Source organism: Fibrobacter sp. UWB2 (assembly GCF_002210425.1).
Lineage (GTDB): Bacteria > Fibrobacterota > Fibrobacteria > Fibrobacterales > Fibrobacteraceae > Fibrobacter > Fibrobacter elongatus.
Window position 1 is genome coordinate 1 of sequence record NZ_MWQK01000004.1, and the last position, 14,031, is coordinate 14,031.

The 14,031-nt window shown below is 48.4% G+C and carries 11 protein-coding genes; 6 read left to right on the top strand and 5 right to left on the bottom strand.

The window, feature by feature from the left end; all coding sequences use genetic code 11:
• Together B7982_RS08210 and B7982_RS08215 are read left to right on the top strand one after the other, a co-directional pair.
• The coding region (locus tag B7982_RS08210; RefSeq protein ID WP_144065938.1) for an FISUMP domain-containing protein at nt 1-1,726 on the top strand (1,726 nt) is incomplete at its 5' end.
• 11 nt (nt 1,727-1,737) lie between these two features.
• A complete protein-coding gene (locus B7982_RS08215) occupies nt 1,738-3,798 on the top strand; it encodes an FISUMP domain-containing protein (RefSeq protein WP_088660328.1) in 2,061 nt (686 codons plus the stop codon).
• A gap of 94 nt (nt 3,799-3,892) precedes the next feature.
• Here the strand turns inward: B7982_RS08215 and B7982_RS08220 are convergent, their stop codons facing one another.
• Nucleotides 3,893-5,104 carry a PD40 domain-containing protein gene (locus tag B7982_RS08220; protein WP_088660329.1) on the bottom strand — a complete coding sequence of 404 codons (1,212 nt, stop codon included), beginning with the start codon at nt 5,102-5,104 and terminating at the stop codon, nt 3,893-3,895.
• A gap of 204 nt (nt 5,105-5,308) precedes the next feature.
• Here B7982_RS08220 and B7982_RS08225 point away from each other — a divergent pair, with 204 nt between their 5' ends.
• From B7982_RS08225 to ilvD, 3 genes are all read left to right on the top strand, one after another.
• On the top strand, nt 5,309-5,680 hold the full coding sequence (locus tag B7982_RS08225) for a hypothetical protein (RefSeq protein ID WP_088660330.1): 372 nt from the start codon (nt 5,309-5,311) through the stop codon (nt 5,678-5,680).
• Nucleotides 5,681-5,700: 20 nt separating this feature from the next.
• A complete protein-coding gene (locus B7982_RS08230) occupies nt 5,701-7,140 on the top strand; it encodes a class I SAM-dependent RNA methyltransferase (protein ID WP_088660331.1) in 1,440 nt (479 codons plus the stop codon).
• A 106-nt stretch (nt 7,141-7,246) separates the two neighbouring features.
• On the top strand, nt 7,247-9,103 hold the full coding sequence (ilvD, locus tag B7982_RS08235) for a dihydroxy-acid dehydratase (RefSeq protein WP_073442874.1): 1,857 nt from the start codon (nt 7,247-7,249) through the stop codon (nt 9,101-9,103).
• Between the two features lie 99 nt (nt 9,104-9,202).
• Here the strand turns inward: ilvD and B7982_RS08240 are convergent, their stop codons facing one another.
• Both B7982_RS08240 and B7982_RS08245 read right to left on the bottom strand, forming a co-directional pair.
• Nucleotides 9,203-9,499 carry an STAS domain-containing protein gene (locus B7982_RS08240; protein WP_088660332.1) on the bottom strand — a complete coding sequence of 99 codons (297 nt, stop codon included), beginning with the start codon at nt 9,497-9,499 and terminating at the stop codon, nt 9,203-9,205.
• A 38-nt stretch (nt 9,500-9,537) separates the two neighbouring features.
• Nucleotides 9,538-9,951 carry an ATP-binding protein gene (locus B7982_RS08245; protein ID WP_088660333.1) on the bottom strand — a complete coding sequence of 138 codons (414 nt, stop codon included), beginning with the start codon at nt 9,949-9,951 and terminating at the stop codon, nt 9,538-9,540.
• Between the two features lie 124 nt (nt 9,952-10,075).
• Between B7982_RS08245 and B7982_RS08250 the strand changes: the two genes are divergently transcribed.
• A complete protein-coding gene (locus tag B7982_RS08250) occupies nt 10,076-10,561 on the top strand; it encodes an 8-oxo-dGTP diphosphatase (RefSeq protein WP_088660334.1) in 486 nt (161 codons plus the stop codon).
• 157 nt (nt 10,562-10,718) lie between these two features.
• On the opposite strand, the gene B7982_RS08255 is transcribed toward B7982_RS08250, so the two are convergent.
• The gene (locus B7982_RS08255; protein WP_088660639.1) at nt 10,719-11,234 is read right to left on the bottom strand and encodes an LptE family protein; all 516 of its coding nucleotides are present in this window, start codon (nt 11,232-11,234) and stop codon (nt 10,719-10,721) included.
• A gap of 69 nt (nt 11,235-11,303) precedes the next feature.
• A complete protein-coding gene (locus B7982_RS08260; protein WP_088660335.1) occupies nt 11,304-13,997 on the bottom strand; it encodes a fibro-slime domain-containing protein in 2,694 nt (897 codons plus the stop codon).
• Nucleotides 13,998-14,031 lie beyond the last annotated feature (34 nt).

A 14,031-nucleotide genomic window follows, 5' to 3' on the forward strand; every position in this document is an offset into this window, starting at 1 on the left:
TCGCAATGTTGCAGGCGGCATCAGCGAAGAAACCGAAGGCGTTGTCGCCATCACAAACAAGACCATCGCAGGCGTTTCGCAGAAAGGGCCGTTTGCAAAGGGTTCCAGCGTATACCTCAGAGAAACAAGCAAAGACGGAAGCCTCACCCCTACCGGCAAGGAGTTTTACGCCACCATTCGAAACGATGCCGGCGAATTCAAGATTGAAAACATCAATCTCGAAAGCCAATACGCATTGCTCACCGCCGAAGGATTCTACAATAGAGAATTCACGCATTCATTTTCGGACTGCTCTATTTCTCTAAATGCAGCAAGCGACATCAGCAGCCGCAATTCCACGAACATCAATTTGTTCACGCACTTTGAATACCCACGCATCTTAAATCTCGTCAGTTCCGGGATGCCTTTCAACGCTGCAAAAGCTCAAGCCGAAAAAGAAATATTCGCCCAATTCGGTTACGAGAAACACGAGCATTCTGCAGAAGACCTCGACATTAACGGACAAACCGAAGAAGATCGTATTTTGTACGAAGTCAGCAAAATGGTGGATAGAAATTTCTTTATTGGAGAATATATCCCGATTTCCAAAACCGTTCACAGAGATTACAGTTTCTCCTGCAAAGAAGTAAAAACACTCATCGACAGCATTGCCAACGATTTCGCAGCAGACGGCACCCTTAACAACAGCTTAACAGAAAAAATAGCCGCATACTCGTTCGTATTCCAAAAAGAGAACGCAACAAACGTCTTAAGTCGTTACGAAAATCTCGGGTCATGCACCCAAGAAAATCTCGGCCAACACACCAAGTTGCAATACGCAATTCCCATAGAAATAACAAATATGCCAACCAACACAGCCGATACATCCTTCACTTACGAATACGCGATTTGTACTGGAAAAAAATGGTTCCTCCTTTCAGGCGAACAATTTGAAAATTCAACAAAAAAGATTGAACACCAAACAGGCTCCATAACCGACCCTAGAGATGGTAAAACCTATAAAACAACAAGTTTCACCTTTAAAGAAAAAACGTATGAATGGATGGCAGAAAATCTTCAATTTGCTGGCAATTCTGCAACTCAAAACGAAGAAAATCAAAAAGGCATTTATACACGAGAAGAAGCTTTAGTCCTAAAGGACAGCTCATTCATTCAGCATTACGAGGCTGTACTAGACAGGAAAGAAATCTTTTACCAAGGAATCTGTCCTGAAGGCTGGCATATTCCAAATACTAACGAATGGAAAGCACTTCTTGAATATGTAGGTTCACCTAGCAACTTATACAGCAAAGATTGGAACAAAATCTACTTTACTAATAGAATACTAGAAGACAACATCGAATTCGGAGCAATACCTATATTTTTCGAGCCCATTGCTACAAATCATAACTCCTTTGTACCATACGCACACTTCATTGCATTTGCTTATGCACAAATAAATGAAAATTATTCTACTTGCAAAACAGGCTCACCCGAAGAACTCGAAGAGGTCAGTTGCGATACAAAAGGAGACATCTCCTTTGATGTAAACAGCGATTACATCTACGATAACACTCCTCTCAGACAATCCAATTTCTATTCCGTTTTTTTCGGTTCATCAGCAAGACTACTGAATAATACGGGTTATTTTCCAACCCTAATAATCGACTTTTGGAACACCAATTACAAAACACTCAAATCAAATGTTCTAGACCTTAAACTCAACGTTCGTTGTGTCAAAAATTAAAGGAGGAAACCATGCTTATCAAATCTTTTTTCAATGGGCTCATCGCAACTCCCATACTGGCACTAAGCCTGCTATTTCAGGCATGTAGCAACGAGTCAACGTTCAGCCCAATTGCATCCAATGGCGAAAGCGACGCTGTCTTATCTGGAGAAACCGTATCGGGAATTTCGCAAAAAGGGCCATTCATCAAAGGTTCAACCGTTACACTCTACGAACTCGACGAGCAACTGCACCAAACAGGAATTCACTATTCCACAACAATAGACAACGACGAAGGCAAGTATCACATCGATAGCGTAGTCCTAAGCAAGCCTTACGCATGGATGGTTGTCAAAGGTAATTTCATCAACGAAATTACAGGAAAACGATCATTCACCCCCATCACATTGAATGGTCTTGTCAAGATTGAAAAAAACAAAGACGTCAACATCAACATTCTGAGTCACTTGGCGTTTAACAGAATTCAATACTTGGTACAACAAGGTTTAAATGTTACACAAGCCCAAAAGCAAGCCGAAATTGAAGTCCTCAAAGCCTTCAACATCGATGATGACGGGACGCCTTTCGAAAACATGGATATTTTCGCCAATGGCGAAGGAGACGCAAAGCTCCTAGCGATTACCCTTATACTCCTCAACCATCACGATGGCGACATTGCCCAAACCATTGACCTTTTAGCACAAATCACATACGATCTAGAAACAGACGGCGTATGGAGCGATACGACTTTAAAGAATAGAGTAAAAGAGAACTCCTATTCAGCGACATACGGGACATTCAATTCAGCCCGAGAAAACATGAAATACATGAAAAAGACTATTCCAAATTTTGAAAAGTATATAAACAAATTCATTTCACCGGAACATCAAGGATTAGTGTGGGGGCATTGTAAAAATGAGGGTGAATTACAAAAGAACAATGCTTATCGGGATTCTCTCCATATCTGCCATGATTCTACATGGGTTGAATACACTGGTTTCAGAAGCTTGAGCGATCCCATTGTTGATACCACCGGTAAATTTGGAACCTTAGTCGATTCTCGTGATGGTCATGTTTATAAAACGCTCACCTTAAAGTTTGAGAACGGAGATTCTGCCGTATGGATGGCAAATACACTTGAATTTAATAAAACTGAATACGTATATGAAGATATATATACAAAACTATGTCCTGACAATTGGCACATTACGAGCAAAAAAGAATGGAACAACATGCTTGAACTGATCCAAAAGAATTACCAATATGGAGAGCTATTATTCGACCAAGGCTTTGATTTTTATCGGAGTAGCGAATACTACGTGTCCACAACGGATGAGTATATAAACATCCATTATTCAAAAGGTGAAGTTTACCAAACAAGTGGAACATTCAATCCAAACTATGTAACCAGCGGTACCGAGAAAATACGCTGCATCAAAGATTACCCAAAACCAGAAAAAATACCTGTAGATACAGCAAAGTATGGAAAGCTCATCGACAATCGTGACGGAAATGTCTACAAGACACTCGACATAGAGATGTCTGATGGAACCACAGTCACTTGGATGGCAAGCCTTTTGGAATTCGAAGCGCCGGCAACAACGGATTCCAACACATATTATGCTCCTCAACACTTCCCTGGATACGGCAGAACTTACACATATAAGCAGATTCTCAACAAGCCCGACGATGCGGATACAACCGAGCTCTACCCACTACTCTATGCAGCTGAAAGCGGAGAAAAGATTCAAGGAATATGTCCAGAAAAATATCACATTCCAAATTACCATGAATGGGACAAGCTATTAGAAATCTCCCAAAGCAATGAACAAATTAAGCAATTGCTCATTTACCCACAACAGGACTTCAACAAAAGAACAAACACCTACGCCTTTTACGATGAAAGCCTTGTAGACAATTTCAACATTACCGGAAATCATGATCGAGAAAAAGAAGTCGTTTCACCTTGGAGATGGACATTTACAGCTACGATGCAGCCATTTACCCGCACATCCATAATCGGGAAAAAATTGAGTTACGAATCCGAATACTACTACAGACCTCCACATACACTTCGTTGCGTAAAAGACTAAAGCAAAGACCCGCGAACCAATTTCGCGGGTTTTATTCACACTTAAGCAAAGCTATGACAAAGCCCGGTATTACCGGGCTAATGTTTTGCAAAAATTACTTCGCCGGAGCAAGAGCCTTCACGGCATCCGTCAAGCGGTCAATCGCCTTGATGAGTTCATCCATCTTGGCTTCGCTTACGCCACCGGCAATCGCGGCAGCCGTTGCGTTCGCGGCAGATTCAACAGCCTTAGCCGTTGCTGCAGGAGCTGCGCTCACAGGAACCTTCCCAAACCAAATATCCGGCCAGCGGTCATTACCACTGTTGTATGTAATACGCGTTGCTGTTTCGACCGGTTCGCCAATCTTCCAAATGTACAGTTCGTAGTCGAACAAATCGTGGTCATGGCCCTTGTCGGTTGCACCCCACACAAGCCACTTGCCATCAGGCGAGAGGCGCGGGAAGTATTCATGGCTACGGCGGCCCGGCAGGTCCATCAGCTTCACGTTCTTCGGGATTCCAAAGAAGCCGACCTTTTCCACCTGCTTGCCATCCTTGGCGGTGAACCACAAAATTTCACTCGGAGCAGCCGTACCACCGTTACCCGTGGGGTTCACGCGGTAGAGCTTTGTGCCGTCAAAATTCCAGTCAATCTGGCAACCGTCACCGGACTTTGTCCACACATTCTTCGTCAAGTCCCACACGCCCGTTTCGCGCATTGAACCGCGGAGTGTAATCGCGAGGTGCTTGCCATCCGGACTCATGTTCGGTTCCTGCAAAATCACGCCCGCCTTCTTGAAGACCTTTTCGCCATCAAGCACAAGCGTTTCTTTTTTGCTCGCGAGGTCCATCGTAAAGACCTTGCCTGCACGGCTAAACACAATGGACTTGCCATCCGGGCGCCAAGTGCCCCACGTTGCATTTTCGACAATCTTCATCTCGTTCGTGCCGTCAATACCGACAGTCCACAAGTCCCACTTTTCAGGGTAGTTTGCATCGTTTTCAGGAACCCAGCCACCCTTGCTGCGGTTGAAGAGCACCTTGGATCCATCCGGAGCGATACGCGGGAACCAGTCCACATTATTGCTCTTGGTGAGTGCGCGAACATTTGTTCCGTCCGCATTCATAATCCAGATATCATGGAGAGAATTTGCTCGGCTCGTAGACCAGACAATAGCACCCTCAAGTTTACCCTTCAAGGCATCGAGAGCCTTCTGTTCTTCGGGAGTCGGATCAACAGACGCACCCATCGGAGCGCCCTGAGCCGCAAATGCGGAAACGGCCAAAAGGCCAATCGCAGAAAATAACACAAACTTTTTCATATTCATATTAAGAAAGATAGTAACACAATAAAAAAAAAGTTAAAAAAACGCTCCCAACAGGCCCTCAACGCACCATAAACCACCCCATCCAGTCGCAAAAGCCCCACAAGCGTGCTCGAGAACACAAAGAGAACATTTAAAACTTACGAAAAGCTTTTTTAAGGTTCAAAATTGAATTGTCAATATAGATTTACAATTCGAGGAAAGATTATGAAGTTACCCATTTTTAGATGCTTACTGTTAGCAGGCATTCTTGCCACTGCGTGGAACTGCTCCGAAAGTGCAGCGACCCAGGATTCTGCATCAAATAAAACTTCTAACCTTCAAATTCCACAAAATCTAGTCGTGAGCGAACCGAGCTACTTCTACCAGCTCGGATCCAAATACTACGTCATCGCCCCCAAGACGATGACCGTTAGCGACGGTTCAGGCAAAGTCATCGGCACTTTCAACACATCTACCGGTGCCATTATGTCGCTCTCCGGCGAAATCATCGCCATCAACCTGGACCTGAGCAAGCTCCCCATGGTTTCCCCGACTGTTCCTTCCAAGGACCTCATTGCCGTTGACCTGGACTCCTAGCAATTTTTATATTGCAGTCCATGAGTGACGCTCTCGAAAAACGCATCAAGAAACACATCATCGGAAAACCGCACCGCTTTTTAGCCGTGTCTCCGCTTGGTTTTGAACAAACTCTTTCGAGAGAATTAGAAATCATTTTAGGCGAAAGCGCAACAGAACCGCCGCACGTCATCGGGGATGGCAAAGTCGAATTCACCACAAAACTCACTGAAGCCTGGAAAGCCGTCGCCGTAAGCCGCATCGCCTACCGCGTGCTCATGGAAGTTGCAAGTTTCAAAGCCGAAAACTTCCGCGATCTCGAAAAGAAAGCCGCCGAAATCCCATGGGAACTGTATTTTGACAAGAGAACGGACAACGCCCTACAGACGAGAGACGAGAGTATTATTCCTAGTAACTTACCACACATCCACGTTACGTGCAAACATTCCCGCCTGTACCACAGCGACGCCATCGCCGAACGTTTGTACAAAATAATAGAAGGGGTAAGCCTCCCCCTCGCTTCTGCCGACACGGCATCCGCAACCCCCTCTGCGGGGACACCCCGCAACGCCCCGTCGCAAAATCTCTATGTCAACTTTCTAGACGACCGCTGCACCATCTGGCTAGACCTCGCCGGCGAAGAGCTCTATAAACGCGGCTTTGAGCGATTCGTGAACGACGCTCCGCTCAAAGAAACCATCGCCTCCGCGATGATCTTCGAAGCAATAGAGATCCTTCGACTTCGCGCTCCGCGCTCCGCTCAGGATGACACAAGCCATCCGCGAAGCATCACCCTTATCGACCTCATGTCCGGCAGTGGCACGTTCAGTCTTGAAGCAACCTGCATTGCAAACAAAATCATTCCCGGCACTTGTCGCGATTTTGCACTTAAACACCAGCCCGCTTTCAAGGAAGCCACGTGGAATTTTATTACGCGAAGCAACTCTTCTGCACCCGTCACCCTGAGTGAAACGAAGGGTCCAGTAAAGTCTTGCAACACATTCGCGACAATCGCGAAAATCATCACGAGCGACATTTCCGAACGCGCGGTAAACATCATCAAGCACAACATCGAATGTAGCCCGCTTGCAAACATTTCGCCTGCGCCAATCGCACCGCAACAAAAAGATTTCTTCAGCTATACCGCCAAAGAAATTGCAGACGCCTGCGGCGACACCTCGCCCATTCTCGTGCTGAACCCGCCCTACGGCAAGCGCCTCGATTTTGACGCCCCAAAGCTTTACACGCAAATAGGTAAAAAGCTAACAGAACTTGCTCGCGACCTGCACCATTTCGGCAAATCGCTCACAGTCGCCATCCTCGCCCCAAAAGACGACACCCGCGATGGCACCAAGTACACCTGCACCGCAAACCTTTTGCGCGAATGCCCCGCCCTTTCGAAAGAGCATAACCCAACCGCCAAAGTCATCCAAACAAGCCACGGCGGCTTTAGCCTCAACGCCTTCTTTGCTACAATCTAGGCGCATTCCCTTTATCATAACAACAATTAATTTTCTAACTTATAACCGAAATTTATGGTGGCATATATAATGCCGCCGGAATTATTAAAGACAAAAAAGGATCATTATGCCGAAACTTCGTTCGCTCAAGACTATGGAAGGCCGTGAAATGGCCGGTGCACGTGCCCTTTGGCACGCAACAGGAACCAAGGTAGAAGACTTTGGTAAGCCCGTCATTTGCGTGGTGAACAGCTACACCCAGTTTGTACCGGGTCATGTCCACCTCAAGGATGTCGGCCAGGTTGTCGCACGCGCGATCGAAGCAGCCGGCGGTGTCGCTAAGGAAATGAACACCATCGCAGTCGATGACGGTATCGCCATGGGCCACGACGGCATGCTCTACAGCCTTCCCTCCCGCGACCTCATCGCAGACGCTACCGAATACATGGCAAACGCCCACCGCGCAGACGCCCTCGTGTGCATTTCCAACTGCGACAAGGTGACTCCGGGTATGCTCATGGCCGCTATGCGCCTCAACATTCCGGCAATCTTCGTTTCTGGCGGTCCGATGGAAGCTGGCCACGTCACGACAAAGGACGGCAAGGACCGCGCTCTCGACTTGATCGACGCCATGATCGATTCTGCAGACAACACCATCAGCGATGAAGAAGTTGCCGACATCGAAGCCAACGCTTGCCCGACTTGCGGTTCCTGCTCCGGCATGTTCACCGCAAACTCCATGAACTCCCTTACCGAAGCTCTCGGCCTTAGCCTCCCGGGCAACGGCACCATCGTTGCAACGCACGCCGAACGCAAGAAGCTCTTCGAAGCCGCCGGTAAGCGCATCGTGGAACTCTGCCACCAGTATTACGATTTGAACGACGAAAGCATCCTCCCGCGCAGCATCGCCACGAAGGACGCCTTCGAAAACGCCATGCGCCTCGACATCGCCATGGGCGGTTCTTCTAACACCGTTCTCCACTTGCTCGCCGTCGCTCAGGAAGCTGGCGTGGACTTCACCATGAAGGACATCGACCGCCTCTCCCGCAACACGCCGTGCATCTGCAAGGTCGCCCCGACCGTCCACAACATCCACGTCGAAAACGTGAACCGCGCAGGCGGCATCATGGGCATCATCGGTGAACTCGACCGTATGGGCCTCATCCACAAGAGTGCAAAGACTGTTCACGCCGCTACGATGGGCGACGCTCTCGAAGCAAACGACCTCAAGCGTAACCCGACAGCCGAAGCCAAGCAGCGCTACCTCGCAGGCCCGGGCCGCAAGTACAACATCGAAGCATTCTCTCAGAACTTCATGTATCCTGACCACGACCTCGACCGCGCAAACGGCGCAATCCGCGATGGCGAACACGCTTACACCAAGGACGGCGGCCTCGCTGTTCTTTACGGTAACCTCGCCATCGATGGCTGCATCGTAAAGACCGCAGGCGTTGACGAATCCATCTGGAAGTTCACCGGTCCGGCAATCGTGTTCGAAAGCCAGGAAGAAGCCGTGAACGGCATTCTCGGCAACAAGGTGAAGGCAGGCGACGTCGTCGTCATCCGCTACGAAGGCCCGAAGGGTGGTCCTGGCATGCAGGAAATGCTCTACCCGACCTCTTACCTCAAGAGCCGTCACCTCGGCAAGTCCTGCGCCCTCCTCACCGACGGTCGCTTCTCCGGCGGTACGAGCGGTCTCTCCATCGGCCACGCTTCTCCGGAAGCCGCCAACAAGGGTAACATCGGCCTCGTGCACACAGGCGACGTCATCGAAATCGACATTCCGAACCGCACCATCAACGTGGAACTCACCGACGAAGAACTCGCCGCACGCCGTCAGGAAATGGAATCCCGTGGTGCCAAGGCATGGAAACCTGAGAACCGCGACCGCGTCGTGTCCAAGGCTCTCCAGGCATACGCTGCTATGGCATCCAGCGCAGACAAGGGCGCAGTCCGCGACCTCAGCCTCATCGGCGTAAAATAAGAACTTGTCATGCCCGCCACCGAGCGGGCATCTCCTTTTCATACAAAAAACGGCACCGCACTGGTGCCGTTTTTTCATCCATACAAATTCTAAACCAAACTACACGACAGTCAGAATGTCCGAGAATCCCGTCACCTCAAAAATTTCCTTGATTTCATCGCAGACATTCTTGATGATCATCTTGCCCTGCTTGTTCATAATCTTCTGAGCAGAAAGCAACACGCGCAATCCCGCCGAAGAAATATAAGTCAGCTTGGCAAAATCAAATTCCAAATCCGTGACGCCGTCCAGCTTGCCCTGAATCTCGGATTCAAGCAAAGGAGCAGTCATCGTATCCAAGCGCCCTTCCAATGCGAAAGAGGTATTGGTACCATCCACATTTTTTTCGATTTTCATTATCAGCCTCTCTTTGTATTTTTAAAATCTACAATAAATTAACCCAGTTTTTTGACAACGGTTAGAACATTCTTCTGACCATCACGTTTGTACTCAACGCCATCCATGATTTTTTTCACGAGGAATATTCCGAGCCCGCCAATTTCACGGTCTTCCGCCGAGAGCGAAACGTCCGGATCCGTCTTCTTCAGCGGATCGTATTCCACCCCCTCGTCAATAAAGGTCAGCTTTGCTGTCAGCACGTCCTCGTTCACATTCAGAATCAACTTCATATTAGAAGATCCCGAATAGCGAACAACATTGCTGAACAGTTCATCAATGGCTACGCCAATCTGCATGATAGCCTTAGGCGACGGATTCAGCGGCTCCAAGGAGCTTTCAACAAAGTCCGTCAAGGTCTTGACATTTTCAAATTTCGAATCTACGACGATTTCTTTAACCCAATTCTGCATAGTACCAGCCAAAAGTTTCGTAAATCATACAATAATTATACATTTATCTCGCGCAGTTTGTCAATATTTCTGCAAAAAGCCCTAAAAAATGTGTTTAAAAGCAAACAATTCTATATTTTCCCGCATGATAAACACAACCCTTTGCTACATCGAACAAGACGGCAAGTACCTGCTGCTCCACCGCATCAAAAAGAAAAACGACATCAACAAGGACAAGTGGATAGGCATTGGCGGCAAGTTCGAAGAATGGGAATCGCCCGAAGACTGCATCCACCGCGAAGCACTCGAAGAAACAGGGCTCACACTCATCCGCCCCAAGTACCGCGGCATCGTCACGTTCATCAGCGACGGCATGGACCAGACCGAATTCATGCACCTCTTTACGGCAACCGAATTTACAGGCTCCATCAAAGACTGCGACGAAGGCGTACTGGAATGGGTGGACAAGCAAAAAGTGAAGGAACTCCCCCACTGGGACGGCGACCTGATATTCCTAGCCCTCCTGGAACGCGGCGAACCGTTCTTTTCACTAAAGCTCACCTACAAAGGCAGCACGCTCATAGAGGCCTTATTGAACGAAAAGCCTGTGACACTACAGGATTTTCTGTAGTAATGTGATTTTCCGCAATTTTTTGGGGAATTATTCAGAGCAGGGCTTAACAAAAGCGACAAAATTAAGCATATTTGTGATACTCCAAACCAACCCCAGACTCGGCAAGATGCGTACTCCTACGATATTGCCGAGTCGCTTTTTTTATGGGCTATAGTTACCACTTGGCAAGGGCATTCGAGACAATCAGGTCCTGGAGCTTTTCAACGGCACGCGTCTGGCCATGGCGGTCTTCGGTCTCGTTAGCTTGGACGTCATAGACACCATCCGCCGAAAGCGACTTGCTCTCGTAGATGATTCTCTCTTTTACGTTATCGTAAAACCTGACTTCAACGCGGATTGTCACACGATACGTTTCAACATCGCTATTGCTATTGTAGTTTTCAGGCTTGTTCGAATAGCTTAACAAAGTAATTTCAAAATCGGCATTTGCCTCGTCATTCACAAGACGCACGCCACCCGCATTGCGCTTGAACATATCGACAACAGCGGTATGAATGTTGTTTGCAAGTACCGGGTCCAAAGTCTTGTCCTCGACTTCATGGATGTTGACCGTCTTGATGTGGCTCGGAAGCGTACTTGCAGTAAAGCTATAGCAGCCCGAAAAAACGCAAGCCAGCAAAGCAAGCATCATGGCAACAAACAGACGAGAAATAAACTTACGGTAAAGCATAATCACAATGTAGAAAAACACCCCGCAGCGCAAAGCCACAGGGTGTTCAAAAATCTATAGAACTAAGCCTTATTTTTTCTGAGTTCTGCGATAACCACGACGAATCGTTTCCGTAGTACGCTGGAACGGCATCGTCATGATGGTCGGGTTGTTACCGTTACTTGCATAGCAGTAAGAGTAAGCTTCCTTCACGACCGTCATCTGGTAAACATACGGACCCGTTGCAAGCAAGCGACCCTTGTCCGTAACCGGATACATCTTGATCGTAGCAAGCATTGCACCCGTAGAGCCATACATCGGAGTTTCACCGCAGCCCGGCATCTTCACACCTGCAGACTTCGTAGAAGAACGCAAGCCGTTCAAGGCGTTTTCAAATTCTTCCTGCGTCACGCGCTTGCTGTACTGGTTCACAAAGTGGCCGAGATGGTCAAACACGCGAATGTTCACATGGAACGGCTGAGTAGTCGGGAAAGACCAGCTCGTGCAAGATTCGTTACTCTTCTTGCCCGGAACGCTAGCAGAACCGTCATTATAGCAGAGAGTCTTGTTTGCATCCTGGCCTGCACCATAAACAACGCCGGCACCTGCAGGGATTGTCGTTGCGCCCTGAGCACCAGAAGTCATAAGCACCTTGGCGCTATCCTTAGCCCACTTGAGCGGGTCAACGTTATTGACAGCCGGAATCGGAGTCAAAACAAGGTCAGCCGTCATGTCGGTCGGAATCGTACCGCTACCAGCCAAGTTCGTAAGCGTCTGGGATTCATTCGTAAAGTCCGGACGGTCATAAGCAGGATCGTCAGGCACCACAGGAGTCGTAGCCACAGCGGTATAAGAAATCTTACCCCACTTTTCACGTTCATCGAAGCCTTCCACATGCTTGCCAGAGCTAGAAGCCACATAGAAAGTCACCTTCTGAGACCAGGCCATCAACTGAGCCCATTCCTGTGCAGTGTAGTTACCGCCATTGCCATCATCGTTAAGTCCCTGGCTATACGGAACGTTGAATGCCAAGCGGTCATCACCAAGGAGACCACCTTCAACAATGTTTCCATTAAGGTCCTTCACGACACCTTCAAACTGGTACATCTGACCATCGGCACCCTTGTCAACCGGGCCCGTCATCGAAGTCACATAGAAGCCATAAACCAACGTCACCTTCTGGCCGTTAGCATCGGTCACTTCGCGCAACACAACCATCGAAGGAACGTTCGGATTGTTGATGGCGATAAGGCTAGAGTCAGCCAGCGGGACGTTCATGTACATGCTGTTGTGAGAAATACCGTTTTCGTCCACCTTCACGACGACATCGCTAACAGTCGGCTGGCCGTAACGAGACGGAGCAAGTTCGGCAAGAGACGTACGGATGTAAATGTTGGAACCATCGGACTGGCGGTCAGCATAGAAGAAGTGCAAATGATGCCAAGTGTCATCGGCCCAGCCAGTTGCATCAGAAGCGCCGGAGCAGTTCGTGTAACCGGAAAGCGGTTCACCGACATGGCAACCATGATTGTTCAAAGCCAAAGTCTGGATGTTGACCTTGCCTGGAGCAGACAAGTGCGTACCGCCCAAGTCGACAACAAGCACGCCATCCACGAAGATCCACATGTCATCGTCACCAGCGAATTCAAACACTTCCGGAGTCGGAGTCTGGTTAGAAGCCTTGTACTTGAAGCTTGCATAACCCATCATGGTAAAGGCGTAATTGCGGAGATGCTGCAAGCCGAGGCTACCGTTCATCACAGCGGCCTGCCAAGCTGCGCTATGGCCACTACCGTTATCAACAGCACGCGGGCCACCCTGATTCAACCAATCCTGGCAAAGCTGAGCCGTATTCTGGTTCAAGAAGTCGGCCTGAGACTTGGCGTACTGGTAATTGTAAGGCGGGCAGAAAATAGAGAGAGTCTGCGGGTCATACTGGTCACACACACCGTTCGTCTGGATCGAAGCGTTACAGGGCTTGTTCATCACCCATTCTCTTGTAGTCGGGTTGATGCTATCCAGCGGAGAGTAACCACCATTGTTATAGTTATAGTCGTAAATGTAGTACTTGGTACCAGCCGGATCCCTCGGGATATCCATTGTCGTGTTGACACGCTTGTTCTGGCCCGGCACGTCGAGATACCACTGTTCAAAGAACTTGTTATCGCAGCGTTCGTTCATCTTGCTGATGACGACACCGTCATACATATCAATCTTGCCATCGGCACCAGGAGGAGCAAACATCAAATAGGGGTTCACCATGCCCGGCGTGTAAATAACCGGGTTAGCCCAGACTGTACCACCATTCGGGCATTTGTAACCACTCACGTCATTCTGGGCATTCTTGTAACCACGCTGCGTCCATCCCTGAGTAGACTTCTGGGAACATTCACCATACTCCAAGACAGGACCAGCAGAAACAGTCTGCAAATAGGCCGGGAGATACGTGTTCACCTGTCTCGGGAAACCATCAGTACCAATTTCAGCACCGACACCATACTTGGTGAACGTGTTCATATTACCGCAAGTATTATGGTAATTAGAGCTAGAGTACCAAACGGCATCGTAGCCATACAAATTCAATGCGGCACCAGTCGGTGTCACGTAGTTATATATCTCGTTAATATGGTCGACGGATTCTTCCGAAAAGTTTTCGAAGTCCGGGTGATTCGGCTGGAAATCGCGAATCACAATATCCAACGTGCGGACATCCTGGGTCTGGGCAAAAGCAACAACGGAACAACCAAACAGAGCACCGAGGGTTATCCATCTATAAAATTTCATAAGATTCCAATCTCCACCTATTAATAGGTTACAA

Excerpts from the sequence above, each read along its gene's own strand:
- B7982_RS08215 (WP_088660328.1), top strand. The coding sequence starts at position 1,738 with ATGCTTATCAAATCTTTTTTCAATGGGCTCATCGCAACTCCCATACTG.
- B7982_RS08220 (WP_088660329.1), bottom strand. The coding sequence starts at position 5,104 with ATGAATATGAAAAAGTTTGTGTTATTTTCTGCGATTGGCCTTTTGGCC.
- B7982_RS08225 (WP_088660330.1), top strand. The coding sequence starts at position 5,309 with ATGAAGTTACCCATTTTTAGATGCTTACTGTTAGCAGGCATTCTTGCC.
- B7982_RS08230 (WP_088660331.1), top strand. The coding sequence starts at position 5,701 with ATGAGTGACGCTCTCGAAAAACGCATCAAGAAACACATCATCGGAAAA.
- ilvD (WP_073442874.1), top strand. The coding sequence starts at position 7,247 with ATGCCGAAACTTCGTTCGCTCAAGACTATGGAAGGCCGTGAAATGGCC.
- B7982_RS08240 (WP_088660332.1), bottom strand. The coding sequence starts at position 9,499 with ATGAAAATCGAAAAAAATGTGGATGGTACCAATACCTCTTTCGCATTG.
- B7982_RS08245 (WP_088660333.1), bottom strand. The coding sequence starts at position 9,951 with ATGCAGAATTGGGTTAAAGAAATCGTCGTAGATTCGAAATTTGAAAAT.
- B7982_RS08250 (WP_088660334.1), top strand. The coding sequence starts at position 10,076 with ATGATAAACACAACCCTTTGCTACATCGAACAAGACGGCAAGTACCTG.
- B7982_RS08255 (WP_088660639.1), bottom strand. The coding sequence starts at position 11,234 with ATGCTTTACCGTAAGTTTATTTCTCGTCTGTTTGTTGCCATGATGCTT.
- B7982_RS08260 (WP_088660335.1), bottom strand. The coding sequence starts at position 13,997 with ATGAAATTTTATAGATGGATAACCCTCGGTGCTCTGTTTGGTTGTTCC.